The organism is Novosphingobium aeonii (genome assembly GCF_052279045.1).
GTDB lineage: Bacteria > Pseudomonadota > Alphaproteobacteria > Sphingomonadales > Sphingomonadaceae > Novosphingobium.
Genome location: NZ_CP176833.1, coordinates 193899 through 219377 on the forward strand (window position 1 = coordinate 193899; position 25479 = coordinate 219377).

At 66.6% G+C, this 25479-nt stretch carries 21 protein-coding genes; 12 read left to right on the forward strand and 9 right to left on the reverse strand.

The genetic code is table 11. The annotated features are described in order from the left end of the window. Positions 1-20: 20 nt before the first annotated feature. From ACLIMP_RS16690 to ACLIMP_RS16700, 3 genes are all read left to right on the forward strand, one after another. Positions 21-881 carry a TauD/TfdA dioxygenase family protein gene (locus ACLIMP_RS16690; protein WP_185999150.1) on the forward strand — a complete coding sequence of 287 codons (861 nt, stop codon included), beginning with the start codon at positions 21-23 and terminating at the stop codon, positions 879-881. A 3-nt stretch (positions 882-884) separates the two neighbouring features. Then, positions 885-1823 carry an ABC transporter substrate-binding protein gene (locus ACLIMP_RS16695; protein ID WP_443478579.1) on the forward strand — a complete coding sequence of 313 codons (939 nt, stop codon included), beginning with the start codon at positions 885-887 and terminating at the stop codon, positions 1821-1823. 96 nt (positions 1824-1919) lie between these two features. Beyond that, the gene (locus ACLIMP_RS16700) at positions 1920-4445 is read left to right on the forward strand and encodes a TonB-dependent receptor plug domain-containing protein (RefSeq protein ID WP_443478580.1); all 2526 of its coding nucleotides are present in this window, start codon (positions 1920-1922) and stop codon (positions 4443-4445) included. 15 nt (positions 4446-4460) lie between these two features. Here ACLIMP_RS16700 and ACLIMP_RS16705 read toward each other — a convergent pair whose 3' ends face one another. Continuing rightward, positions 4461-5189 (reverse strand): UTRA domain-containing protein, encoded by a 729-nt coding sequence (locus ACLIMP_RS16705; protein ID WP_443478581.1) that lies wholly within the window; start codon positions 5187-5189, stop codon positions 4461-4463. 80 nt (positions 5190-5269) lie between these two features. On the opposite strand from ACLIMP_RS16705, the gene ACLIMP_RS16710 reads away from it, so the two are divergent. From ACLIMP_RS16710 to ACLIMP_RS16720, 3 genes are read left to right on the forward strand one after another with little or no spacing between them, the layout of a single operon-like run. Continuing rightward, positions 5270-6421 carry an alanine racemase gene (locus tag ACLIMP_RS16710; protein ID WP_443478582.1) on the forward strand — a complete coding sequence of 384 codons (1152 nt, stop codon included), beginning with the start codon at positions 5270-5272 and terminating at the stop codon, positions 6419-6421. Between the two features lie 10 nt (positions 6422-6431). Continuing rightward, complete coding sequence (locus ACLIMP_RS16715; RefSeq protein ID WP_443478583.1) at positions 6432-7376, forward strand: ornithine cyclodeaminase family protein; 945 nt, start codon at positions 6432-6434, stop codon at positions 7374-7376. Further along, positions 7369-8352, forward strand: coding sequence for a threonine ammonia-lyase (locus ACLIMP_RS16720; RefSeq protein WP_443478584.1), 984 nt, complete (start codon positions 7369-7371; stop codon positions 8350-8352). Before ACLIMP_RS16715 ends, ACLIMP_RS16720 begins: the two co-directional genes overlap by 8 nt. 11 nt (positions 8353-8363) lie before the next feature. On the opposite strand, the gene ACLIMP_RS16725 is transcribed toward ACLIMP_RS16720, so the two are convergent. Further along, positions 8364-10334, reverse strand: coding sequence for an energy transducer TonB (locus ACLIMP_RS16725; protein WP_443478585.1), 1971 nt, complete (start codon positions 10332-10334; stop codon positions 8364-8366). Between the two features lie 198 nt (positions 10335-10532). Here ACLIMP_RS16725 and ACLIMP_RS16730 point away from each other — a divergent pair, with 198 nt between their 5' ends. Then, a complete protein-coding gene (locus tag ACLIMP_RS16730) occupies positions 10533-10862 on the forward strand; it encodes a thioredoxin domain-containing protein (protein ID WP_443478586.1) in 330 nt (109 codons plus the stop codon). Between the two features lie 39 nt (positions 10863-10901). Here the strand turns inward: ACLIMP_RS16730 and ACLIMP_RS16735 are convergent, their stop codons facing one another. The 6 genes from ACLIMP_RS16735 to ACLIMP_RS16760 all read right to left on the reverse strand — a co-directional run bounded on the left by ACLIMP_RS16735 (position 10902) and on the right by ACLIMP_RS16760 (position 16884). After that, on the reverse strand, positions 10902-11432 hold the full coding sequence (locus ACLIMP_RS16735) for a MarR family transcriptional regulator (protein ID WP_054436696.1): 531 nt from the start codon (positions 11430-11432) through the stop codon (positions 10902-10904). A gap of 116 nt (positions 11433-11548) precedes the next feature. Next, positions 11549-12556 carry a Csu type fimbrial protein gene (locus ACLIMP_RS16740; protein WP_132469882.1) on the reverse strand — a complete coding sequence of 336 codons (1008 nt, stop codon included), beginning with the start codon at positions 12554-12556 and terminating at the stop codon, positions 11549-11551. Next, the gene (locus tag ACLIMP_RS16745; protein WP_443478587.1) at positions 12544-14946 is read right to left on the reverse strand and encodes a fimbria/pilus outer membrane usher protein; all 2403 of its coding nucleotides are present in this window, start codon (positions 14944-14946) and stop codon (positions 12544-12546) included. The genes ACLIMP_RS16740 and ACLIMP_RS16745 overlap by 13 nt, the downstream gene beginning before the upstream one ends. 6 nt (positions 14947-14952) lie before the next feature. Continuing rightward, positions 14953-15723 carry a fimbrial biogenesis chaperone gene (locus ACLIMP_RS16750; RefSeq protein ID WP_443478588.1) on the reverse strand — a complete coding sequence of 257 codons (771 nt, stop codon included), beginning with the start codon at positions 15721-15723 and terminating at the stop codon, positions 14953-14955. 24 nt (positions 15724-15747) lie between these two features. Continuing rightward, the gene (locus ACLIMP_RS16755; protein ID WP_221937255.1) at positions 15748-16314 is read right to left on the reverse strand and encodes a Csu type fimbrial protein; all 567 of its coding nucleotides are present in this window, start codon (positions 16312-16314) and stop codon (positions 15748-15750) included. Between the two features lie 24 nt (positions 16315-16338). Beyond that, positions 16339-16884 (reverse strand): Csu type fimbrial protein, encoded by a 546-nt coding sequence (locus ACLIMP_RS16760; RefSeq protein ID WP_054436682.1) that lies wholly within the window; start codon positions 16882-16884, stop codon positions 16339-16341. A gap of 446 nt (positions 16885-17330) precedes the next feature. Between ACLIMP_RS16760 and ACLIMP_RS16765 the strand changes: the two genes are divergently transcribed. After that, positions 17331-17687 (forward strand): hypothetical protein, encoded by a 357-nt coding sequence (locus ACLIMP_RS16765; RefSeq protein WP_054436679.1) that lies wholly within the window; start codon positions 17331-17333, stop codon positions 17685-17687. A 48-nt stretch (positions 17688-17735) separates the two neighbouring features. On the opposite strand, the gene ACLIMP_RS16770 is transcribed toward ACLIMP_RS16765, so the two are convergent. Then, entirely contained in the window at positions 17736-18869 is a 1134-nt protein-coding gene (locus tag ACLIMP_RS16770) for a hypothetical protein (protein ID WP_443478589.1), read from the reverse strand. Between the two features lie 416 nt (positions 18870-19285). On the opposite strand from ACLIMP_RS16770, the gene ACLIMP_RS16775 reads away from it, so the two are divergent. Genes ACLIMP_RS16775 through ACLIMP_RS16790 form a run of 4 tightly spaced genes read left to right on the forward strand, consistent with a single transcriptional unit; the run spans position 19286 to position 25476 of the window. Beyond that, on the forward strand, positions 19286-21532 hold the full coding sequence (locus tag ACLIMP_RS16775) for a TonB-dependent receptor (protein ID WP_443478590.1): 2247 nt from the start codon (positions 19286-19288) through the stop codon (positions 21530-21532). A 37-nt stretch (positions 21533-21569) separates the two neighbouring features. Further along, positions 21570-22928 carry an LLM class flavin-dependent oxidoreductase gene (locus tag ACLIMP_RS16780; RefSeq protein WP_443478591.1) on the forward strand — a complete coding sequence of 453 codons (1359 nt, stop codon included), beginning with the start codon at positions 21570-21572 and terminating at the stop codon, positions 22926-22928. A gap of 20 nt (positions 22929-22948) precedes the next feature. Continuing rightward, positions 22949-24463 (forward strand): ABC transporter substrate-binding protein, encoded by a 1515-nt coding sequence (locus ACLIMP_RS16785; RefSeq protein ID WP_443478592.1) that lies wholly within the window; start codon positions 22949-22951, stop codon positions 24461-24463. Then, complete coding sequence (locus tag ACLIMP_RS16790) at positions 24460-25476, forward strand: ABC transporter permease (protein WP_443478593.1); 1017 nt, start codon at positions 24460-24462, stop codon at positions 25474-25476. The genes ACLIMP_RS16785 and ACLIMP_RS16790 overlap by 4 nt, the downstream gene beginning before the upstream one ends. Positions 25477-25479: the final 3 nt, after the last annotated feature.

A 25479-nucleotide genomic window follows, 5' to 3' on the forward strand; every position in this document is an offset into this window, starting at 1 on the left:
GCACGGAAAGGAGAAAACCCATGGCCAGTACCGCTTCCACTTTCGACGTTTCGAACGCCGGCCTCGTGATCCGCCCGGTCCAGCCGACCATCGGGGCCGAAGTCGAGGGCGTGGACCTTTCGAAGCCCCTCACCAACGAGCAGCGCGGCGCGATCCGCGCCGCGCTGCTCAAGTGGAAGGTGCTGTTCTTTCGCGACCAGTCGATCGACGACGCCCAGCAGGCGGCCTTCGCCGCGAACTTCGGGCCGCTTTATACCCATCCCACCACGCGCCACGATGCGGCCAACAAGGAAGTCCACGCCATCGCCGCGCGGGAGGACCGGGAATATGAAAGGAAGCTTGGCTACAAGCTGCGTCCGGGCGAGGCCTATCACACCGACACGAGCTGGCGGCTCGTTCCCACCTGGGGTGCGGTGCTGCGCGATGTGAACCTGCCCGAAGTGGGCGGGGACACGATCTGGGTCGATGCCCATCTCGCCTATGAAACGCTGCCGGCGGAGATCAAGGCGCGCCTCGAAGGAAGGCATGTCACGCACAACTTCGTGCCTGCGCTGGAGCTTTCGGGGCACGATTACCCCATCGTCGCACACAGGATCGTGCGGACCCACCGCGAGACCGGGCAGAAGATCCTCTGGGTCAACTTCTCGCAGCAGCCGCAGATCCTCGGGCTGGAATTGTCCGAAAGCCGCGAACTGCTGGACGAGGTGCTGCTCCAGTACAAGCGGCCCGACCTCCAGGCGCGTTTTTCGTGGCGGCCGGGGACGGTGGCGTTCTGGGACAACCGCGCCACGGTACACTTCGCGGTGCGCAACTACGGCGATTTCCCGCGCGAACTGCACCGCATCCTCATCGCTGACGAACCGCTCTGGACGGACCTCTGATCGATGCTGGACAGACGCAACCTGCTTGCAGGACTTGCCACGACCTTCGCCCTGGCCGCTTGCGGCCGGGGCGCGGGCGCAAATGCCGGGGTGCTGCGCGTCGGTAGCCAGAAGGGCGGCACCAAGTCGCTGATGCTGGCTTCCGGCGCGCTCGACGGCGCGTCCTACAAGGTCGAGTGGTCGGAATTTCCGGCGGCGCAGAACCTGCTCGAAGCGCTGGGCAGCAGCGCCGTCGATCTCGGGCTGGTGGGCGATGCGCCGTTCCAGTTCGCCTATCAGGCGGGCAGCCCGATCAAGGCCGTTGGCGCCCAGCGCACGCAGGCCCGGCTGGACGGCGCGCTTTCCATCCTCGTGCCCGCGGGATCGCCGGTGCGCGACGGCAAGGGCCTGCAGGGCAAGCGTATTGCCACGACGCGCGGCAGCGTGGGCCACTATCTCGTGCTCCGTTCGATGATCGCTTCCGGGCTCCGGCCCGAGGACGTGAAGATCGTGTTCCTTTCGCCCAGCGATTCCCGCGCGGCGCTGCAGAGCGGCGCGGTGGACGCCTGGTCCACCTGGATGCCCTATATCGCCGCGGCGCAGGCCGAGGGGGACAGGATCGTCGTGGATGGCCGGGATTTCGTGCAGGGCTATGGCTTCGAAGTGGCGCCGGAAAGCGCCATCGCCGCAAAGCGCGAACAATTGTCCGATTTCCTCCGGCGCGAGGCCAGGGCGCTCGAGTGGGCCAGGGGCCATGTCGACGACTATGGCGCCGTGCTGGCAAAGGAAACCGGACTGCCGCCCGAAATTGCCCGCGCCACGGCAGAGAAGAATATCCGCCTGCGGGTGCCGATTGATAATAAGGTCATATCCGATCAGCAGGTCGTCCTCGATACGTTTCGCAGGTTTGGCGAAGTACGGTCGTCGCGTCCGCTCGACGGCGCATTCCTGTTGAATGCCTGAATCAAGAAAAACTTGGGTTCAGATAAGGCAATTCAATTTCAACTAATTTAGTTGAGATGGCACGAAGCTCTCGTGTTTCTGACTTCGGGGGCTGATGTGAACAAGTTCTTTGTATCGAGTTTTCTTGCCGGTGTTTCTTTCCTCGCCATTTCTCCCGCGCGGGCCGAAGAGGCGGCGGATGCCGCCGCCGAAGTCGCCGCTGCGGAGGCGGACGGTTCCGCCATCGTCGTCACCGGTGCGCGCGGGCGCATCCAGCGCTCGGTGGCGGACAGCCCGGTGCCGATCGACGTCATCGGTCCGCAGGAACTGAAGAACACCGGCCGCACCGGCCTCAAGGAAATCCTCGGCAATATCATTCCCTCGCTGAGCATGCCCGCGCTGGGCGGCGGCGGCACCTCGGCCAGCGTCCGGCCGATCTCGATCCGCGGCCTTTCGGGTGACTACGTGCTGGTCCTCGTCAACGGCAAGCGCCGCCACACGACCTCGCTCATCAACAACCTCTCGCGCATTTCCGGCGGTTCCACCCCGGTGGATATCGACCTGATCCCGACCAGCGGCGTCGGCCGGATCGAGGTCCTGCGCGATGGGGCGGCGGCGCAGTACGGATCGGACGCGATCTCGGGCGTCATCAACATCATCCTCGACAATACGGCGCGCGGCGGCGAACTGTCGGTGACGGGCGGCCAGCTCTACGAAAAGGGCGGCGCGCTGGCGCAAGTTTCAGGGTCTTACGGCGTGGGCCTCGGCGACGGCGGCTTCGCACGGTTCGCGGTGGAGGCGAAGTATCACGACCGCGCCGATTCCTCGGCGGAGCCGGTGCCCTATCTCTATCCCCTGGTGGACGGCCAGCCCGACCCGCGCGAGGCAGATGCAAACCACCTGATCGCCGGCGGTTACGGCCGCTCCAACCGCGACAAGATCGTCAACACCAGCTACAACGCCGAACTGCCGCTGGGCGACGATACCACGCTCTATTCGTTCTCCACGCTCAGCTACCGGAACATCAAGGACGCGCGCGGTGCGTACTTCGCTTCCGCGACAGGCTACGGCGGGCTGGCCAACAGCTCCGGCGCCTCGGTGCTGCCGCAACTCTATCCGGCGGGCTTCCAGGCCTATCGCCGCATCTGGGAATGGGATTTCCAGGCCGCGCTCGGCCTTCGCAGCGAATTCGCGGGCTGGTCGCTCGATGTTTCCAGCAGCTTCGGGCGCGACAACGTCAAGCTCGGCGCGGAAAACACGCTCAACCCCTCGCTCGGCCCGGACAGCAAGAGCAGCTTCTTCATGGGGCGCCAGAAGCAGGACCTCTGGGTCAACAACCTCGATATCAGCCGCGATCTGGATCTTGGGCTGGCAAGGCCGGTCAGCCTGTCGCTGGGGGTGGAGCATCGCTGGGAGCGCTTCCGCAACATTGCCGGCGAACCGGATTCCTACCGTGACGGCGGCTATGTGATCCCGCTGGACGATACCCCGTTCGGCCAGCTCTATGGTGGCCGTTCGCCTTCGCCGGGCCTGGTGTCCTTCACCGGCACCTCGCCCGCCGACGCATCGAGCATCAGCCGCAACAACGTGGCCGCCTATGTCGATGTTTCCGCCGATCTCACGCCGGGCTGGTTCCTCGGCCTCGCGGGGCGGTTCGAGCATTATTCCGACAGCGCGGGCAACACCTTCAGCGCCAAGGCCTCGACCCGCGTGGAACTGGCGAAGGGGCTGGCCCTGCGCGGCGGCGTCAATACCGGCTTCCGCGCGCCCTCGCTGGCGCAGACCGCTTTCTCGACCACGCAGAACACCGTCACCGTGATCGGCGACGAGCGCGTCTCCACGGTCTCCAAGTTCCTGCCGGTCAACAGCGCGGCGGCCATCGCGCTGGGCGCGAAGCCGCTGAAGCCGGAGAAGTCGCTCAACTTCACGGCGGGCGTCACTTATGAAACCGGGCCGTTCCGGCTGACCGTGGATGCCTACCAGATCCGCATCGACGACCGTATCGTGAAGACCGAATTCCTGGGGACCGCATCGAACGGCGGGGCGGCGATCAAGGATATCCTCGTCGCAAACGGGATCGACGACGTGGACAGCGCCCAGTTCTTCACCAACGCCATCGACACCCGCACGCGCGGCGTGGACGTGGTGGGCGAATATACGCTGGATACCGCGTCACTGGGCACCTTCCGCCTCAATGCGGCCTATAGCTACAACCGCACGAAGATCCTTCACGTCATCGACAATCCCGATGAACTCAGCACCCTCAACGTCACCCTGTTCGGCCGTCAGGCCCAGCGCGACCTCGTGGCGGCGCTGCCGCGCAGCAAGGTGGTGCTGTCCAGCAACTGGTCGCTCGACAAGCTGCGCGCGCTGGTGCGGGTGACGCGCTATGGCCAATATACCGAATCCAGCAATGTCGCCGCGTCCGACCGCACGTTCGGCGCGAAATGGGTGACCGATGCCGAGATCGGCTACCAGCTTACGGACAACTTCGACATCGCCGTGGGCGCCAACAACCTCTTCGACCTCTACCCCGACAGGAACGGCGCGGTCGCGGCCGATGGTTCGGGGCTCTACGGCAATTTCGCGCCGTTCGGCCTCAGCGGCGGCTTCTACTATGCGCGGCTGGGGGTGAAGTTCTGAGGATCGGCGCCGGGGTCAGGCGGCGGGCATCGACCGGATGAGGCCGTGCATGGTGCCCCGGTCGCCCCCGCGCAGCATTCTCGCCGCCGTCACCACGCCTTCGGCCGACCATGTGCGCCGGGTGATTTCAAGGCAGGGGACATGCGGCGCGATCGCCATCAGCCGCTGTTCCTCGGGCGTGGGCAGGACCGCGCGGACTTCCTCGCTGCCTTCGCGGTAAGGACGCATCAGCATCAGGCGCGAGAACAGCGTCTGGCTTCCCAGGTCCACGGCCATGCAGTCCGGCAGGGCTTCGGGGGCGATCAGGCGATCTTCCAGTTCCAGCGGGACGTCATCCTCGAAATGGAGGATCACGGCGTGGAACAGCATGTCCCCCTCGCCGCGTTCGAACGCGCGGGCCTGCTCGGCGCCGGCCGGCGCAAGCTCCCGCTTCAGCACTTGCGCGCGGTGGCGGGCGCCGCGCGCCGCGATTTCCTCAATGATGTCGAGATGGGCGTACTCCGCGACATAGGGGCGCGGCGGGGCAACGAAAGTGCCGGAACCCGCGTGCCGCACGAGAAAGCCGCGCGCGGTGAGATCGCGCAGGGCGTGATGCACGGTCATCCGGCTGGCGCCGAACATTTCCATGAACCCGCTTTCCGAAGGGATGCGATCCCCGGCGCTCCATTCGCCCGAAGTGATGCGGGCGATGATGTGGCGGTCGATGCTCTCGCGCAGGCCGGGGGCGGCGGGTCTGGTCGTCATGCCCCGCGCCTTAGCACAGGCGCGGCTGCCTAGACAGCAGGCCATTATCTGTATATACAGGTTGGGCCATGGAGATGCTGATGCCTGCCGACACCCTTCGATCCCGCGATATTCTCGCCGATTGCGAGACGCCTTGCCTGATCCTCGACGAAACGAGGATGCAGCAGAACATCGACCGCCTTCGGCGCCATCTGGCTCCGCTTGGCGTGACGCTGCGTCCGCACATGAAGACCGCCAAGTCCATCGACGTTGCCCGGCGGCAGCTTGACGGTGGCTGCGGCCCCGCCACGGTTTCCACCCTGAAGGAAGCGTCGGAACTGTTCGCGGCGGGGGTTGGCGATATCCTCTACGCGGTGGGGATCGCGCCGCAGCGGCTGGAGAGGGTGCAGGCCCTGCGCGCGGCGGGCTGCGACCTGACGGTGGTCCTCGATTCCGTGGAACAGGCGCGCGCGGTGGTCGCCGCTGGCGCCGACGCGCCGATCCCCGTCCTGCTCGAGATCGACTGCGACGGGCACCGCTCCGGCCTGGTCCCGGATGACGAACGCATCGCGGCGATCGGGCGCATCCTGGTGGACGGGGGCGCGGTGCTGCGCGGCGTGATGACCCATGCAGGCGAAAGCTACGGTGCCAGCGGCGGACCGGCGCTGGAGGCTTTCGCGGAACGGGAACGTGCCGCCGCGGTCGAAGCGGCGGAGAATCTCAGGCATGCGGGCCTTCCGTGTCCCGTGGTCAGCGTCGGCTCGACACCGACGGCGCATTTCGCGCGCGACCTTGCAGGCGTTACCGAAGTACGGGCCGGGGTCTATGTCTTCTTCGATCTGGTGATGGCAGGGATCGGCGTCTGCTCGGTGCAGGACATCGCGCTTTCGGTGCTCACCACCGTAATCGGACATCAGCGGGACAAGGGCTGGATCATCGTGGACGCCGGATGGATGGCGCTGTCACGCGATCGCGGCACGCAGGGGCAGGCCGTGGATCAGGGCTACGGGCTGGTCTGCGATGCCGAAGGCACGCCGCTGGCGGACCTGATCGTCATTCAGGCCAACCAGGAACACGGGATCATCGCCCCGAGGCCGGGCAGCGGCGGTGTCCTGCCGGAATGTCCCGTGGGCACGCGGCTGCGCATATTGCCCAATCACGCCTGCTCCACGGCGGCCCAGTTCGACGCCTATACCGTCATCCCGCGCGGCGCTGCCGGTCTTCGGACCTGGCCGCGTTTTCGCGGCTGGTAACGAGGTCTGCATGAAGTTCATCTCCGAAGAACAATCCGCCGCGCTGGTCACGCCCGAAATGGCGCGGGCGGCGGCGCGGGAGGCTCTGGTCCTTGCGGCGAGCCCGCAAGGCATCGTTTTCCCCGCCGTGCTGGCGCATGGCACCGTGCCTGCCGACAGGTTTTCGATAAAGGCGGGGGTTGCGGGGGATCTGGCAGGGCTCAAGGTCGGTTCGTTCTGGCCGGGCAACGCCGCGCGCGGGCTGCCGCGCCATAATTCGGCGATCCTGCTGATCGACCAGACCCTTGGCCGTGTCGAATGGGTGATCGAGGCGGGGCAGGTCAATGCCTGGCGGACCGCCGCCGTGAACGCCGTTGCCGCCGAAGCGCTGGCACGAGAGGATGCCGGGGTGCTCGCCCTGTTCGGGGCCGGGCATCAGGCACTGCATGAATGCCTTGCGCTTGCGGGCGTGCGGCCGATCCGCAAGATCCTCGTGATCGCGCGCGACGATGCCAAAGGGGCCGCATTTGCCGCCCGGCTTGGCGAACACGGGCTTAGGGCCGAGCTTTCCGGCGCGCGCGACGCCTGCGAAGCGGCCGATATCGTGGTCACCGCCACGCCGGCGCGTGCGCCGCTGTTCGATGCCGAATGGATCGGGCCGGGCACCCATGTCGTCAGCATGGGGTCCGATGCGGCGGGCAAGCAGGAACTGCCGCCGTCCCTGTTCGCGCAGGCGCGCCTGTTCTGCGACCTGCCCGCGCAGGCCGTGACCATCGGCGAGTTCCAGCATTACCGCGGCGACCGGGCGCGCATCGCGGCAATCGGGGATGTCCTTTCGGGCCGCGCTCCGGGGCGCCGGTCGGCGGAAGAGATAACCGTCTTCGACAGTTCCGGCATCTCGCTGCAGGACCTTGTCATCGCGCGGCACCTCGTGGCTGCTTTCGAAAACCGGAACCCGGGGGACCAGCATGCCTGAACGCGCCATCTCCATCGCAGACGTCATCGACGCGGCAGACCGGATTCGCGGCGCGGCGGTGCGCACGCCGCTGCTGGAATTCGCGCCGCTGAACGAACGCCTCGGCCACCGCGCGCTGGTGAAGTTCGAAGGTGCGCAGCACACCGGTTCCTTCAAGTTTCGCGGAGCCTACAACCGGCTGTCCCGTATCGCTGCCGAGCGCAGGGCCGCAGGGGTCGTCGCGTGGTCTTCCGGCAACCATGCCCAGGGCGTGGCGGCGGCGGCGCGCCTGCTTGGCATCCCGGCAACGATCGTCATGCCCGCCGATGCCCCGGCCATCAAGGTCGCCAACACGCGGGTGCTGGGCGCGCAGATCGTTCCCTACGACCGCTACACCCAGTCGCGGGAAGAGATCGCCACGGCTCTGGCGAACGCGCGCGGCGCGGTTCTCGTGCCGTCGTTCGACGATCCCTTCGTGATCGCCGGGCAGGGAACCGCCGGGCTGGAGATCCTTGAACAGGCCGGGGAAGCGGGGGCCGAGATCGGCCGGGTGCTCGTCTGTTGCGGCGGGGGCGGGCTGGTCGCCGGGATCGCCACGGCAATCAAGGCCTCGGCTCCGCAGGTCGAAATCTACAGCGTGGAGCCCGAGGGGTTCGACGATACGGCCCGATCGCTGGCCAGTGGCCACCGCGAATCCGTTCCTTCGGGCGCCCGCTCGATCTGCGATGCATTGCTGGCGCCGAGCCCGGGCGAAATGACGTTCCCGATCAACCGCGCGCTGCTTTCCGGCGGCCTTGCGGTGAGCGACGGGGAAGTGCGCGAGGCGATGCGCTTCGCGTTCGAGAAGATGAAGCTCGTCGTCGAACCGGGCGGCGCCGTGGCACTGGCGGCGGCCCTTTCAGGCCGCGCGCCGCCCGCGCCGGGCGCCACGGTCATCGTCCTGTCCGGCTCTAACGTCGATCCCGGGCTCTTCCGCTCGATTCTGGAAGACGCTTGAATCCGCGACGCCTAGTTCATCCGGAAGGCGATGTTCTGCGCGGCGCCCGCGCAGGCCGTGTCGCCGCCGGGGCGGTAGCTGCTTTCGTAGACGAAGTCCTTGGCCATGGCCGATGCCGCATCGGAAAAGACGAACGGAGGGTAGGAGATCAGCGCCCGCTGCTGGCGGGTGCGACCGGCGGAATCGACATCGAACTCCACGCGGGTCCAGCCTTCGAAGCCCATGCGCGCGGCTTCCATCGGATAGTCGGTGGAGCTTACGCCGGTCCTGCGAATGGCGGGCGCGGCGCCGATGAAGGCGCATTGCTCGGTGCTGAGGCCGGTCTGCTGGAAGATCTGCTGGGCCTGCGAGAAGTCCCTGTTCTGCGCGGCCCATGACGCGCTTTGCAGCAGCGCGTTGATCTTGAGCGGATGGTCACGAGGCAGGGCGGGATCGGCGATCACCGCTTCGCGCAGGGTGGGCGCGTCCACGGGGGCGCTCAGGCGGTAGCCGGGCGAAGCGATCTGCAGCCGAACGGTGTCGATCGCCAGGGCATCGCCGGTTGCCGTCACCACCGGAAGCAGTTCCCTTAGCGCGGCGCGCGTAGCCGCCGGTTTATCGGAATTGCGCTGCGCGGCGATGGCGAAGCGCAGCCAGTTCGAAATCTCCACCGGCATGTTCCGGCTGAGGGCAAGGCCGAGGCCTTCCTGCAGGTAGGTGTTGGCCGAAGCCGTGTCCGTCACCGGATTGAGGCCCAGCATGCCCAGCAGCGCGACGGTCAACTGGTCCGTCCCTTCCTTGCGGGACTGATCGAGCAGCGCGCTGGCCCGGGCGGCGACCGCACCGTCGGTTCCGCCCTGGATCCTGCCGGCCAGCAGCGGCGCAGCCCACTGCATGAAGCGCGAGGTCAGCGGTTCGTTGATCTGGGGGCGGGCTCCGGCGACCGTGCAGCGCATCTCGACCCGCATGGCGTAGCGCAGGAACGGCTTGATTTCCTGCACCTTCGCGGGCGCCCAGGACCAGCGGGACGCTGCGCGCGCGAACGCCAGCGCAATTTCGCGGCCCCCGGTGGAATAGATCGGCTGAACCCCGAAGGCCGAACCGTCGTCGGCGATGCTGAATTCGACCACGGCGTAGTCTGCCGGGGTCAGGCCGCTGGTGGAGCCGCAAAGGGGGACATCCATGTTCTCGGCACGGGAGAACGGCGCCTGATCCATGCGCCCGGCGCCGGTATAGACAAGATAGTTCCGGGCATCGTCCCGCTTGTTCAGCAGCATGGCGGCGATCGCGAGGTCCGAGCGGGTGGCGACATCGCTGAGCGAAACCTTGAGCGACAGCCCGCCCTGAAGCTTCAGCGCGTCCTTGAGCAAGGCGTAGCCTTCCGCCTTTTCCCCGCGATTGAGCAGTATCCGGGCCTTGAGCGTCAGCAGTTGCGCGTGGAAATCCTTGCTGATCGAAGGCGTTGCGTCAGCGATCCGGCTCGCCTCGTCGATATAGGCGAGCGGTTCGGGGCCGGGATCGAAAATGGAGACCTGTGACAGCGCCAGCAACGGCCTGAAGCGCCCCTGCGGCCCGCCCGCCGCCAGCGCCAGACGGAATTCGTCCCCCGCGCGGGCGTAGTCGAACCGGTCGCGGGCGGCGGTGCCCAGCCCCATGTGGGCGTTCACGACATCGCCGACAAAGGCTTCCCCTGCGGCGACCATTGCCGGCAGTCCCGAACGGATCGCGGCTTCTCCCTCGTCGGTCCGGTGCAGTTTCACCAGGCAGTTGCCCTTGCGCACGCCGATCGCGCCGCGCACGACCGGGGACTTCATGGCGGCGGGATTGTGTTCCAGCGCTTCGAATGCGGTAATCGCGTCGCTGCATTTGCCATCCTGTGCCGCGTCGCTGGCGGCATCGAACTGCTGCTGGAGCGTGGCGGGCGCCGAAGCGGGAGCCGCTGCGGCGGGAGCCGCGGCCTGCGCTGTTGCCAAAAGCAGGGATTGGCCAATAATACCGAACATAGGGAGCCTCGGAGAAGTGTTCAGGTGCGTAGTGGGCTATCCAATATGGCTTCGCAAGTTAAGCGATTGATATCAATTGTCGTATTTCCATCAGTATTGTCCCTTATAGGCGCGTCCGAGCCGGCCCTTGCGGCAGGGCCGGTACCCGCCGCCTCGCTTGTTGCGGCGCCGGGCGAACCGCCTCGCGATAGCGTGCTGATGTTCGTCGCTTCGTGGTGCGCCCCCTGCCTTGCCGAGCTTGCCCGGTTCGAGGCGCTGGAGGCTGCGGCGCGCCCCCGGCGCCTGCTGATCGTCGCGCTGGACGAGGGCGCGCGCAGCACGGAAATGACGCGTCGCTTCGATGGTCGCCAGAAACTGGCGATCTCGCCGCGAGAGGGTTGGGAACTCCTGCGCCGCGCGTCCGCCGGGCGGGCGGCCGGGCTGCCCTATGCCGTGATGACGGACGAGACGGGCAGGCCCTGCGCCCTGCGCGACCGCGGCCTGAGCGAGGCGGAACTGCGCACGATGGCGGCGGCCTGCAAGGGATAGGTCGGCATCAGGTTCGGCGGGGGGAGGCGGCCATGCCCGTCAATTCTGCTGGAGTGCCTCGAAATAGGCATCGAGCTTGAGGCGGGTATCCTTGCTGAGGTGAATATAGATTCGCCGCCCGTCGGCCGGGTCCTTCGAACGCGTGAGCAGGCCCTTTTCGGTCATCCGGTCGATCCAGCGCGTGGCCGTGGTCGCAGGAGCCGATGCGGCGATGCAGAGGCTCGAGATCGAGACCGGTTCGCCTTCGTAATGGGCGGCGTAAAGATCCAGCATGATGTCCCAGCACGGGTCCGAGAAGAATTCGGCGCCGAAGCAGTTCTCGCGCGCGCGGCGTTGCCTTATGCGGTCCCGGGCAAGCGCGGCGCGGGCCTCTTCCGGCGGAGAAAGGGGCGGGGTTGAGGCTGGCGGCAGGGCGGTTTCCGACGAATGCCGCAGTTGGCGCCGTGCACGCCATTGCTCTATCGCGATGTTTTCCAGCATCGCGATGAGATTTTCCACTCGCCCCACCAGCGTGTCGAGCTGCGCTTCTTCCGGTGCGACTGGTAAGTGGCCGCGCGCATGTTCGCTCATGCGTGTCCCCTTTGCCTGATTTCCCGCAGGACCAGCGCCGGAGCGCGCGCGATGGTTCCCGCCCTCGTCGCAATCGCGGCTCGCCCTGCCGAATTTGCCCGCCCTGCCTAACCCGTTCAAAAGGCGACATCTATGCGGATCGTGTCGCTGTAGTCCCCGGCGGCAGGCGTGATCTGGCCGGGCAGAACTGCGGCCCTGTAGGTATAGCTCTGGGTCGTGACGGAATCGTAGATGCCCTGGTTGGTGTCGGCAGTGGTACTGCTGCGCCGGGCGCTGTCCACCGATCCCCAGCGCTCGGTGGAGGAGGCCGACTTGTATATCTCGTAGCGCAGGTAATTGCTGGAATTGTCGATCTTGCGCATCCGGCGGACGGTGCCGTCGGCATTGTTGCCGTCGTTGAGGCCCACCGTATAGCTCGCTCCCGCGCTGCACCGGATCAGGATGGTCCGGGTGATGGGGTTGAAGCTGCCGACCAGCGGCGCCGAGCCGAAGCTGGCGGCCGGAGCGGTAATGATGCAATCGTTCAGGACGGTGAGTTCCACGTTGACGCGAACCGTGCTGCCCGCTCCCCAGTTGAGCGCGACGCCAAGCCCCGGACGGACGAAGCCCGGACTGGACGAGTAGCTGAGGCATACGGCGGCCCCGAGCGAGCATACCGAGTAGAACCAGCGCAAGTCGAGGAAGCCGGTGTAGCGTCCCGCCCGGAGGCCGGATGTCGCGGTCGTGCGGAAATAGAGGGGGATGGAGTTGTTCGTGCCCGCAAAAAGGCTGACGATGCTGAGCGAGGACAGGTTCTGGAAGCTGCCGATAGCAAGGGCGGCTCCGTTCGCGCTCAGCGCGGCGGTGAAGGGGATGGTCTGTCCGCTCGGACCGGTGAGCCGGAAGGTCGAGGCATCCACCTGAAGGCCGACATAATGCGTGGTCAGCGCCGCGAGGAGAATGTCGCACTGGAGCCCGGCCGATCCGCTCCCCGCCTGCGCGGTATTGGCGACGGTGTAGGAACTCAGGCTGCCGAGGTTGGTGCTCGTTGCCGAAAGCGTGCAGGCTCCGGCGGTGCCCGGCATCATCGACCAGGCGGCCAGCGTGGCGGCGATGCCGCAAGGCAGGCGCTTCAGGAACGGCATGTCAGCGTTCCCGCATCAATGATCTCTTCGGCTTCGGCAGGCACGGAAAACGCCGCATGGCAGCGTGTGCCGTCAGGCAGGATCGCTTCCAGGCCGGTCTCTGGGGAGGCGTCGTCGATGAACAGCATTCCGTCCCAGCCGACATAGGTCCTGTCCTTGCGGTTGACCGTAATCGGGGTTCCGGCGGGCAGCGGCTCGCCCCGCGTGTCCGCGATCGTCGCGCGGACGGCGATCGCCCTCTCGATCGGAAAACGGATGACGTGGCCGCTGCCGGCGGCGATGGCCACGCGGCGGCTCACGGTATCGGCCTTCACGTTGGGCGACAGCGAAAGGGTGTCGATGTCGTAATGCGCGGGGTAATAGGCACTGGCCGAGGGGACCAGCAGCTTGCCGCCGGAACCGGTCCTGCCGATGAGCTGGTTTTCGTAGCGCACCGGGATGCCCGCCTCGCCGTCGGTACTGACGACCGCGAAGGCATCGGACACCCGGTTCGCCGCGAAGAGCGAGCCGTCCATGAAGACCAGCGAGCCGCTGGCGCCGAACCATCCGGTCACCTCGTCCCGTCCATAGGCGCCCGCACGAAGCTGGACGGGCTGGGCCCGCCAGAGCACGTCGCCCCTGAGGTAGGGTCTTCCGCCGCCCTCGCTGAAGGCGCTTGCGCTCCAGCCCAGGCCGCCATCGGACGGCACGGCGCGCGAATAGTCCGCCCGCAATCCGCTGCGCCCGGCATTGTCCCGCGAGACGCCGGTGCCGAGGTTGCCGCCCCCCAGCGGGATGGTGAGCGTGAGCGCGCCCGACCATCCGCGTTCCGCGAAATCGCGGGAGATCGAGGCATTGATCCGGCTTTCTCCCACCAGCGGCAGCGCCCAGCTCAGGTTCGCCAGCCGGGCATCGGCGGTGCCGGATCGCCGGATGTCGAAGTAGCCGATGCCCAGGGTGCTGGCGCTGCCGATGGCGATGCTGGCGGTGGCGGCGGTCGATCGCTCCCGGTTGCCCGCGCAGCTTTCGGCAGGAGGTTCGGAAAGACATTCCGGACGGTTCTGCCGGCCGTTCCTGTCCAGCACTCCGAGATCGGCGTAGTGGCGGTCCTGTCGGCTGTGGCGCATGCCGAGGGAGAAGGTCCTGGCCTGATACTCGTAGCCGAGAGTCAGTTGCCCGCCCTGGCGCCCCTTGTGAAAGCTGCGGGCATAGGCGGTGCTGACGATGCCGAGATTGCCCAGCCGGAAAACGGCGCCGGCCCCCAGCAGGCGCATCGTTCCCGTGGCTTCCGCGCGTGCCTCAAGCGTGAGGCCGGAGGTCATCCCCCGGCGCAGGGAGGCGCTTGCGGCAAGCCGGCCATAATCGAAGTTCGCGGTGCCGTAGTTGCGGCGAAAGGCCCCTGCCGCCACGGAATAGTCGGCAAGGCCGGGGCGCAGCAGGATGCTGCTGACATAGAACGGCAGCGCCGTTGCCACGCTGCGCCCATGCATGTCGGTGACGATGAGATTGGCCTCGCCGTAGCCGCTGATAGGCGGCAGCGTGTCGAGCGCGAAAGGGCCGGGGCGAACCTGGCTCCCCGCGATCCGCTGGCCGTTGACGACCAGTTCCACCGTGGAAGGCAGCGCCGCGCTCCCGGCAAATTCGGGCAGCGGATAGGTGACGATATCCGGCCGCACCGAGAAATCGCGCGAGACCTGCGCGCCGCCCAGCCGGATCGCGGGCGCCCAGGGCAGGGTCCGGGTGATGATGTCGCCGGCTTCCATGGTCGTCATGCTGCGCTCGTCCGACCAGCGCCAGATCGTATCGAAGCGGACGTAGGCCCGCCCTGCATTCGAGCGCAGCGCGCCGGTGCTGGAAAACAGGCCGAAGGGGCCGAACAGCCGGGCTTCGTGCCAGAGCGAGGCCTGGAACGCCGCCCTTTCGCCGCCGCTGACGTAGAGGTCGTAATTGAGCAGTGCGCCGGTATCCTGCTGCGCCGGGGCGAATGCCTCCGCGCTTCCGCCCAGATGCTGGGCGGGGAGGCGTTCCGGGGAAACGGTAAGGTGCAACTGCTGGCGCGGGGCGTCGTAATCGGCGCTGACGCCTTCCAGACTGTCGATAAACAGGCTGTCCTCGGCCGTGTTCAGCAGCAGGCCCGCTTGCCGCAGATCCTGCGCGCGAAGCTGGAACCGTCCGCTCTGCCGGGTCACCGGGGCGATCACGCCGCTCGCCAGTCCATTGACGACGAGTTCCAGTTCGAGCCGCTGCTCGGCGTCCGGGTAGGTGTGCCGGGGCGGTGGTGGCAGCTCGGTAAAGACATCATACCGGGCATCGGCCGCATCGGCCGCTTGCGCAGGCGCTGCTTGCAGGATGGCCGCCGCCAGCGCGGCCAGCCACGGGAGGCGCGCCGGAGAATGGATGGCGGCGATCATGCGCCGTCATTCCGGCAGCCGCTCGATACGGGCCTGCGCCCGTCCGTTGACGGCGGCAACGAGATCGCCCGATCCGTCCACCCCTGATGGCAATGGCCAGCGCATCGTCGCGCCGGGCAGGACATAGCCGAACAGGCCTTCACCCAGCACCGACGCTGACCGCCCGCCCGTGAAGGCGACGTCGCTCAGCCTGGCATGGCCGGAGCCGCTGTTGCGGATTTCAAGGAAACGGCCGTCCCGGTCCGTGCCCGTGCGCCAGGCGATGGCGGCTGCGGGCGGCGTCGGCCTTTTCGCGCCGCCTTCCTGCTTCGCCTCGGAAAACAGTGGAAGCGAGTAGCGCATGCGAAAGGTCACGGATGCGCCGGCGGTGCCCGGGCCTTCCTTCACCGGGACTTCATCGACGATGATGCGATAGGGCTGCTCTCCCGACGGCGGCGGGGCGACAAGCCGCGTGATCCGCACCAGTTGCCGGGCCCCCGGCTCGATGGTCACGATCGGCGGCGAGCCTATGACCTCGCGCGTCTCGGCATAGAGGTTCTGGTTTTCGCGCTGCGTCCAGGCATAGATGCGGACCTGCAGCGTAATCGGCGACTTGCCCGGATTTTCGAGCCAGAGCGCGGTGGCCCGGGCCTGCCCCTCTATGACCGGGTTGACCGGCCAGATCAGGATCGAGCTGGGTGACTGCGCGGCGGCGGGCAGGCCATGCACCGCAAGGAACGCGGCTTGCGCAAGCAGGAGGAGCCTCGCCAGTCTGCCGGGGGGAATCATGCTCTTCATCGGCTTATCCTCGGCTGGGAGCTGTCACCAGCTCAGGGTGACGATCAGGCTATCGGTGTAAGTGCCAGGCGGCAGGGTTCCCGAAAGCGTCAGCGATCCGTAGATCGGCAGGCGCACGTCCTCGCTGTTGGTGCCGGTTACGGGAACGGCGGGGGCTCCGCCGATGGCGATGGGCTGGGTGCAGCCTGCGTCCCTGCACAAGGCATAGGAAATCCGCGCCGATGCATCGGTCCCCCTCTGGAGGTTGCGCATGCCGGATGCCGCGTGGTTGCCGCCGTTTACCGTCATCGTCAGATTGACGCCGGGCGTGCAGCGCAGGCGGATCGCCTGGGTCGCCGTAGAGGTTGCCGTGCGGGTCGCCCTGGAGAACGTCGAATCCACGCCGAAGTCCAGCCTGCCGACGAGCCCCGCGTTTCCGCTGCTCCCCAGCCCGTCCACAAGACAGCCTGCCGTGATGTTCGCGGTGACGGCGAACTGCGCGGTCGTATCTGCTCTTGCGGCGGCGGGAAGCATGGCTGCCGCGACGCACGGGGCGACAAGGATCGCGAGCGCCGGCGCCGGGAGCGCCTTCGCGTCAATTCCAGTTCTCATGAGCCTGGTCCGGGCGGCGTGCCGCTAGAGTTCGAGGACCACGGTGACGACGTCCGAATATGTGCCCGTGGTCAGGCCCGCCTCGCCGAAAGCGCGGCCATAGACGTTGACGGTCTGCTGCGTGCCGTCGGCGGGCAGGGTGATGTCGCCGTCTACGGGAATGATGACCGAACGGTTGGTGTCGGAATAGAGGTTGTAGGTGACGAACTGGCCCGCTGCGGTCTGATTGGCCATGGCATGGACGCCCACCCCGGCGCCCGATCCATCGTTTTGCCCGGCATTGAACGACAAGGTGGGCGCGATCCCGTTGCTGCACTGGACCGTGAAAGCCGCGCCGCCGTTGAGGACCTGGGCATCGGCCTGCGTGAACAGCGTGTTCTGCGTGCCGAAGTCGAGCGTGCCGAAAGCGACGTTGGCGGTGCCGTCGTCATAGTTCTGTCCGTTGACGATACATCCTGCCTCCAGGGTGATCGTCGCGTCGATCGTGCCGGTAATGTCGGCTCGGGCAGGGTTCGTAGCAAGGACTATCGCCGATAGTCCGGCCGCGGAAAGAGCAATCTTTCTGAGCACGTTCGCACCTCTCTTGCTATGCGCTGCAGAATACTTTCGCAAAGTATCGCTTGAATCCGGGTAACCGAACCTTGCGGAGCATTCTTTCAGTGGCGACCTTCAGGGCTGCGTTTTTGCTTGTTAGTTAACTTGTTGAAATGAATACTTGAAAAAATGTTGTATCAAGCATTATCATCCGATTCAGTTTCAACTTTCCCCAAATTGGAGTGATTTGCCGGCCGGCACCCGTTCCGATCGGATCGTGCCGACGGGTTTCGCCTGTCAATCAGCGGGATATGCCCCGCTTGGAGCCCCTTTTTGCGGCCCGTTTCAAAGGGCTGGGAAGAACCGATGCGGCTCCAAGTCCGCGCAGGCATGGCATCGGGAGCGGCTCTGTCCGGGGCAAATTTGTCTTTTTGTATCGCGGGGCCGTTGGGCGCCGGGTCATATCGTGATATGTTCGCGCCATGTTTCTGGCCGCAATCTCGCTTTCGGCAGCGATCCCTTCCGTCACCTCCTCTTTTATCACCGCGCGTTCGGACCGGCCGATCGCGGACGTGGCGGCATGTGTGGAGACGGAGTTCGACGATCTGGGCGTGAGCGAAAATCTCGCGATCGAGACCGGGCGCAAAGTGGATTTCCGACTGGCCGCGAACGACGCGAGCCGTCCCGCCGTGGTGATGTCGTTCGAGGCGCGTCACGATGGCACGCTGATCCTCTACGGCTTTGGCGACTGGCGGGATGCGGTGGAGCCGATGTGGAAGAACCTGGCGCGGGAGTGTTTTCCCGAGATCCAGGGCGCGGTGGTCAAGGCCGTTCCCTGACCCGGCCGCCAGGCTTGCGGGCGCTTCCGCGCGGCATGTAACGCCGCATCAGCGCGCGCGCCGGTAAAGCCCCTTTCCTTCGAAGATATCGGGCGCAAGGTCTTGTCCGACGATGCGCAGCTGCATGGATTCGAAAGGGGTCTGTTCCAACTGGCCGCCATCGATCGAGAAGCTCAGTACCGTGTCGCTGGCCGGTTCGATGCGGAAGCTGGCATCCCGCCCCGGCGCATAGGGTGCCGACAGGCCGACCGCCACGACCGGGCTGTCCGGCCTGCCGGGCCGGATCGCCAGCCCGCCGGACCCCGTCTCGATCTGCTCTTCCTGCCCATCGGCATGGCGCAGGGTGACGCGCACATGGTTCGCGGTCTGCTCCCGGACCGGATCGAGCACGCGAACCGCGATTCCGCCTGTCCACTGTTCACGCGGGATGTCGGCGGCATCGGGTGTTTCCGGTGCGATGCATGGGGCCGGAAGCTCCGGCTCGGCAAGGTCCGGGTCCGGCAGATAGGCTTCCCCGGCGGCGGATTGCGCCGCCGCGCGCGCATCAAACCATGCGGCGAAGGCCTTGCCGACTGCTTCGTTCGCTTCGGGCGAGGGGGCGTCCAGTGCCCGGCGGGCCAGCATTGCGGCGCGGTTGCGCGTGAGCAGGGCGGTCTGGAGGGTCTCGGCGGCCTTCCGGCGGAGGCTTTCCCTCGAGACCGGGACGGTCGCGGCCTCGTCGATGGTGGGAACCGGCGTCACCGCGATATCGGCCCATCCGGCCAGGAACGGGCAGCGCGCCGCGACGGCGTCCGCGGCTTCTTCGGCCTGTTGGCGAAGCAGGGCCTGTTCGGCCTGCAAATCCCAGGGCTCGGCGCCGAGCGGAGCATAGAGCGGCTTCGCATCGTCCGGGCCATCCGGTTTCAGGATCACCGATGCCCCCTCGCGTGACCAGCGGCCTTTGGCGAACTGGTCAAGCGCGCCGTAGCTGATGTACCATTCGAAGGTTCCGTCTTCGCGCAGGAGAAGTTCCGAACCCGTCTCCATGACGCCGGAAAGGTAGTAATGGCCTGCCACGGAGGCTTCGCTGGCGGCAGCGTGGGCAGGTCCGGGCGGGGCTGCAAGCGATGGGGAGCCTGGCAGTGCCGATGCGGCCAACAGGACGATGGCAGGCAAACGGGGCACGGCGACCGGGAATGTCACGAAAATCCTCCTCCGAACCGCCCTCCGCTCTCCTGAGCGATCTGCCTTGAGCGGCAAGCGATCAAACTACCGCCTGCGGCCATGAAGTCAAAACCGGCCCGTGCCCGAATGGCACGAAGCTTCAGGGCAAAGTCTTGAATTTTCCCGGAATCAGGAGAACGCCGCCCAGGGTTTAGGAGAACTCATAGGACGGCTTCCATAACTCTATTGAATTGGTTGAGAATGGGCGTGATTACCCCCGGTGTCTCCTTGAGGCACTCGCATAGGGGGTTTTGTTGCCGTTCGTTCGTTCTTTCCGCCGTCGCCGTTCCGGACGCCTGCATGCCTTGTGCGGTGCGGCCTCGGCCCTTGCGATAACCTTCGCCTCGCCCGCGTTCGCCGCTGACGCCGATGCATCCGCTTCCGCCGCCGGGGAAGTGAGCGAAATCACCGTCACCGCGCGCTATCGCAACGAAAGCGCACAGAAGGTGCCGATCGGCATCAGCGCCATTTCCGGCGAGCAGCTTTCGGCGCAGGGCGCCACCACGCTGAAGCAGGTGCTGCAGCAGCTACCCAGCCTCAATATCCAGGGCTTCAGCGGCCGTAACCAGACGATCACCGTGCGCGGTATCGGCACGAATGCGGGCGGCACCAACGACGGACTGGAGCAGGGCGTCGGCATCTACGTGGATGGTGTCTACCGCCCGCGCACCGGCTCGGTCATCACCGACCTCATGGACGTGGAGAGCATCCAGCTCCTGCGCGGGCCGCAGGGCACACTGTTCGGCAAGAACACGGTGGCCGGCGCGCTCGACGTCAAGACGCGCGAACCCGCGTTCGATCAGGAAGCGCGCGGCGAACTGACTTACGGCAATCACGAGCAGTTTCGCGGCTATGTCTCGCTGAACTCGACGATCGGCGACGATATCGCCTTCCGCGTCAGCTACCTGCGATCCAGCCGCGAGGGCCTGATCTACAATACGACCTATCGCCAGCACTGGGACGACCAGGACAACCACGCGGCCAAGTTCGACCTGCTCTACAGGCCGGCCGATAACTTCAAGCTGCGCTTCATTGCCGATTACAGCGTGCAGAAGGGCGACATGGGCTTCCAGATCGTCTCGGGCGTGCTGCCGACGACGCTGGCCAACGGCACCGAGGTGCGCGGCTTCTACCGCAGGGCGGCGGACGTGGGCTATACGCCGATCGCCGTCGATCCCTTCGCCCGCAAAACCGATATCGACTCCTCGCAATATGATGAGATGCCAAGCTGGGGGCTCCAGACGCGTGCGGACTGGGACGTCGGGCCGGTCTCGCTGACCTCGATCACGGCCTATCGCAACTGGAAATGGATTCCGAATTATGACGGCGACCAGATCGGCGCCAATGTCATTACCTACAGCGTGGTCGATACCGACCAGCAGCAGTTCAGCCAGGAATTCCGCGTCGCCTCCAATGGCGAGAAGACCATCGACTACACCGCAGGCCTCTATTTCTTCTGGCAGGAGGCGGACGACAAGGTGGTCCAGACTTACGGCCGCGACGCATCGGCCTGGCTGCTTACCGGCAATACGCCTTCGGCCTCGGTTTCGGCGATCCCCTCGGCGGCGCTGGAAGGGCTGACGGCCTTTGCCCATGTCGTCCCCGCCACTTACAGCTATGCGGCCTACGGACAGGCGACCTGGAATATCTCGCCGGTGTTTCGCCTGACCGGTGGCCTGCGCTACACTTACGAGCACAAGACCGGGCTCTACGATGCCGACTTGCGCGGCGATTTCGCGCCGATCGACAGTTTCGACCCGGCGCTTCAGGCGACGATCGCCGCCACGCGCGCCAGCCTCGCGCCGACTTCGTCCTACAAGGCTTCGAACAATACCGACAACCTGTCCGGCACCCTGATCGCCGCTTACGACCTCGACAGCGACCTGCACGGCTATGCCTCCTACTCGCGCGGCTTCAAGTCGCCGGGCATCAACCTCGTGCGGCAGTCGCTGGGCGTCGACATCTTCGTGAAACCGGAGAAAGTGGACAATTACGAGCTGGGCCTGAAAAGCCGACTGCTGGGCGGCAAGGCGGAACTGAACCTTTCCCTTTTCTGGGCGGATATCGCCAACTACCAGGCGAACTACGTCAACAACGCAGTGACCCCGGCGGTCGGCTACATCACCAATGTCGGCACCGTGCGTTCGCGCGGCGTGGAACTGGATGCCCGCCTCAGCCCGTTCGAGGGCCTCTCGCTGGGTCTCGCCGGAACCTACAACGATGCGGAATACCGCTCGTACAAGAATGCCCCGGCGCAGTACCTCAACAGCTACCTCGGCGTGATCGACCTTTCCGGCCGCCGTGCATCGGGCGCCCCGCGTCTCGCGGCCACCGGCAACGGCGAATATACCTTCGATGCCGGGAACGCGAAGGTCTACCTGGGCGGCGATGTCAGCTACCGTTCGGGCTATTACGCTGCGGTCAATCTGGACCCCTATTCATGGGTGCCGCGCTCGACCCTCGTGGGCCTTCACGCCGGGGTGCGCAGCCCGGACGAGCGCTGGGACGTCTCGGTCTGGGTCCGCAACCTCTTCGACGAGGACTACTACAACACCAAGACCGTCTACGGCCAGTTCGGCGTCGTTCTCGCCGCGCTGGGCGATCCGCGCCTCTTCGGCGTGACCCTCAAGGGCCGCATCTGATGCGCGCGTCCGCTATCATCGCAAAGGAGCAGAGATCATGACCAGGCGCACCCTCAAGCTCGGCCTCGTTCCCACCGGCGTTGGCGGGCCGGGCCAGCACAACCGCTGGCTCGACCCGGAAATTCCGGCGGATGCCAGCGTCAACATCGGCTGGTACATCGACGCCGTGCGCAAGGCGGAAGGCGCGAAGTTCGACTTCGTCTTCATCGTCGACAGCCAGTTCATCACCCCGGATTCGCCGCCACATTACCTGAACCGGCTCGAACCGCTGACCCTGCTTTCCGCGCTCGCGGTGGCGACCAGCCACATAGGCCTCGTCGCCACGGCGACCACATCGTTCAACGCGCCGTTCAACCTTGCGCGCCGTTTCGCCTCGCTCGATCTCATCAGCGGCGGGCGCGCAGGCTGGAATGTCGTGACCAGCGGCGATGCCGGGGCGGCGGGCAATTTCGGGCTCGACGAGCATTACGACTACGAGACCCGCTACGGCCGGGCGCACGAATATCTCGATGTCGTGCACGGCCTCTGGCGCTCCTACGAGGACGATGCGCTGGTGCGCGACCGCGAGAGCGGCGTGTTCCTCGACAAGGACAAGCTCCATGCGCTGAACCACAAGGGCCGGCATTTCTTGGTGGCGGGACCGCTCAACATCCAGCGCTCGCCGCAGGGTGAGCCGGTGATCTTCCAGGCGGGCGATTCCGACCAGGGCCGCGACCTCGGCGCGCAGACCGCCGATGCGATCTTCACCCATGCAGCCACGATCGAGGACGGCAAGGCCTTCTACGCCGACATCGCCCGCCGCGCCGAAGCGGCCGGGCGCAATCCGGATGAGGTCATCATCTTGCCCGGCGTCAGCGTGTTCGTTGGCGATACCGACGAGGACGCACGCGGCATCGAACAGGCGCACAAGCTGGCCGACCACAGCTTCGACCAGGCCCTGAACGAGTTCGGCCGCTCGTTCGGCTGGCACGATTTCCGCCAGTACGACCTCGACGCGCCGTTCCCGGTGCAGGCGCTCGAACATGCCCGCCGCAGCTTCTTCACGCAGGCAAAGAAGCTTACCGACCTTGCCGTGGAGCGCGGGCTGACCTTGCGCGAGACCGTGGAGCTGGTGCGGGCAGGGCATCGCAGCCCCTTCGTCGGCAGCGCCCGCACCGTGGCGGACACGATAATCCGCTGGTTCGAGGAACGCGCGCTCGACGGGCTCAACGTGATGCTCGGCCATCCCGACCAGTTCGATCGTTTCGTAAGCGAAGTCGTGCCGCTGCTTCAGGAGGCGGGAGTGTTTCGCAGCGACTACGAAGGCACCACCTTGCGCGATCACCTCGGCCTGCCGAAGCCCGCCAATGTGCGTGCATCTGCGCAGGCCCCGCGCGAACCGGCGCTCACCGCATGAGGCAGGAGGCGGGGAGATACTTGCGGCGGCTGTTCACCGTGCTGGCGGCGGGGCTGCTCGTTGCCGGGTGCGGCGGTTCGGGCAAGCAGGAGGCCGGGCACAGCAAGCTGCGCTGGGCCTTCATGCTGCCCACCTCGTGGGACCCGGTGACCAGCCGCACCGGCGCGGATATCAATACGATCAGCCTGGCCTATGCCTCGCTCACCCGTCTCGACAAGCAGGGCGAGGCCCAGCCGGGCCTCGCGCAGAAGTGGCGCTTTTCCGATGATGGCAAGGCGCTGACCTTCGATCTGCGCAAGGGGCTGACGTTCTCGGACGATACCGTGCTGGATGCGGCGGCGGTCAAGGCCTTCTACGACCGGGCGCTGTCCCAGAAGGATTCCTTCATCAAGCGCGATCTTGGCGGTGTGGAAAGCGTTTCCGCCGATGGACCGCTGGCGGTGACCTTCCACTTGCGCGAGCCCGACTACCAGCTTCCCACTATTCTCGCCGGCCGCGTCGGCGCGATCGCCAGTCCGACCGCTGCAGCGAAGGACAAGGCGAAACTGGCGCTCTGGCCGGTCGGCGCGGGGCCGTTCCGCATCACCGAATTCGTGCCGGAATCGCACGCCTACTTCGAGAAGAACCCCGGCTACTGGGACGCCGCGAACATCCATATCGACCGCTTTGAACTGACCAATGCACCGGACCCGGCCACGGTGATCGCCGCGCTGCTTTCCGGTTCCATCGACGTGGCCGGACGCATTCCCCCGCGCCGCGTGGAAGAGGCGAAGGGCAGGGGGCTGACCGTCGCCATTGCGCCCTCGCTCAATGTCCGCGACGTTTCGATCAACCGCAACCGGCCGCCGTTCGATAATCCCAGGGTGGTGGAAGCGCTGCGCTATGCCTTCGACCGCGACGAGTTCATCAGGACCGTTACAGCCGGGCTCGCGACGGTCTCGCACCAGCCGTTCCCCGCCGGGAACGCCGCCTTCGATGCCAGTGTCGAAAAGCTCTGGGGCTACGATCCGGGCAAGGCTCGCGCGCTGCTGCGCGAGGCGGGATATCCGCCGGGCAAGCTCGCTATCGAGATCGCCGTCAACCCGGTGATGAACGACGGCCTGCCCGAACTCGTGCAGGCGCAGCTTGCCCGCGTGGGTGTGAAATCGACGCTGCGCATCGTTCCGCCCGGCTCCTCCACCTGGCAGAGCGAGGTCTATATCGCCAAGCGCCCGGCCCTCGCGCTGGATGGCACCATCGGCCGGGAATCCCCGGTGCAGAACCTGCTGGCGACTTATGGCCCCGAAGGCATCATGAACCTCAGCGGGCCTTATGCGGCGCCCGCGTTCCTCCAGGCGCTGGATGCGGTGCGGCGCACGCCGACAAGCGATCCAGCCTATGCCGCGCGCCTCCACGCTGCGGTCCGCGCCGGGGTGGAGCAGTCGCCCAGCAACTACTTCTACAGCGAACCGTGGATCGTCGGCGCGCGGGCGGGGGTGAAGAACCTCAACATCCTGCCCTCGCAGATCCGCTGGGAAGGCGTGACCGTGCAATGACCGCGCGCACAGTCCCAGCCGTTCCCGGCCACGCATGGGCCGTGCGCCTGCGCCATGGCCGCGCCTTGCTCGGCTTCACGGGCTCGACCCTGCTGATCGCGGTGCCGGTGTTCTTTCTGGCGACGCTCATCACTTTCCTGCTCGGCGTGGCGAGCGGGCTGGACCCCGCCGCCGGGCTGGCCGGAGACAGTCCCACGCCCGAAATGATCGCGCAGATCCGCGCGCAGTTCGGCCTGGATAGGCCGGTCCCCGTCCAGTACCTCGACTGGATGGGCGGGGTGCTTCACGGCGATCTCGGCACTTCGTGGTTCAACGGGGTGCCCGTTACCGAACTGATCCTCCAGCGCCTGCCGGTCAGCCTCTCGATTGCGGGCGGGGCGCTGCTGATCGGCGTGGGTTTGGGCACGCTGCTGGGGATCGCCTCGGCGGCGCGGCAAGGCGGCTGGCTCGACCGTATGGTGACGGTCTTCGCCTCGACCGCCGCCTCGCTGCCGCCGTTCGTCGTCGCCATTGCGATGATCCTGCTGTTCAGCCTCTGGCTCGAACTGCTGCCCTCGGCCGGTTACGTCCCGCCTTCGGAGGATGTGGCAGGCTGGCTGCGCTCGATCGCGATCCCGGCCATGGCGCTGAGCGTCGATGTCGTGGCCGAGCTCGCGCGCCAGCTTCGCACCGGCCTCGTCGCTGCACTCTCGGACAATTACGTGACCGGGGCCGTCGTTCGCGGGCTTTCGCCCCGGCGCATCCTGTTCGTCCATGTCCTGCGCAACGGCGCCGGCCCGGCTCTCTCCATACTGGCGCTGCGCGTGCCCATGCTGATCGGCGGCGCGGTGGTGAGCGAGGCGATCTTCAATATGCCCGGCATGGGCCGCCTCGCCGCCGATTCCGCGCTGCGCGGCGATGTGCCGGTGGTGCAGGGAACGCTCGTCGTTTCCATCGTGCTGGTTCTCGCCAGCAACCTTCTGATCAACGTGCTGCTGGGCGTCCTCCAGCCCGCCTCGCGCCGCAGGAGCTGACAG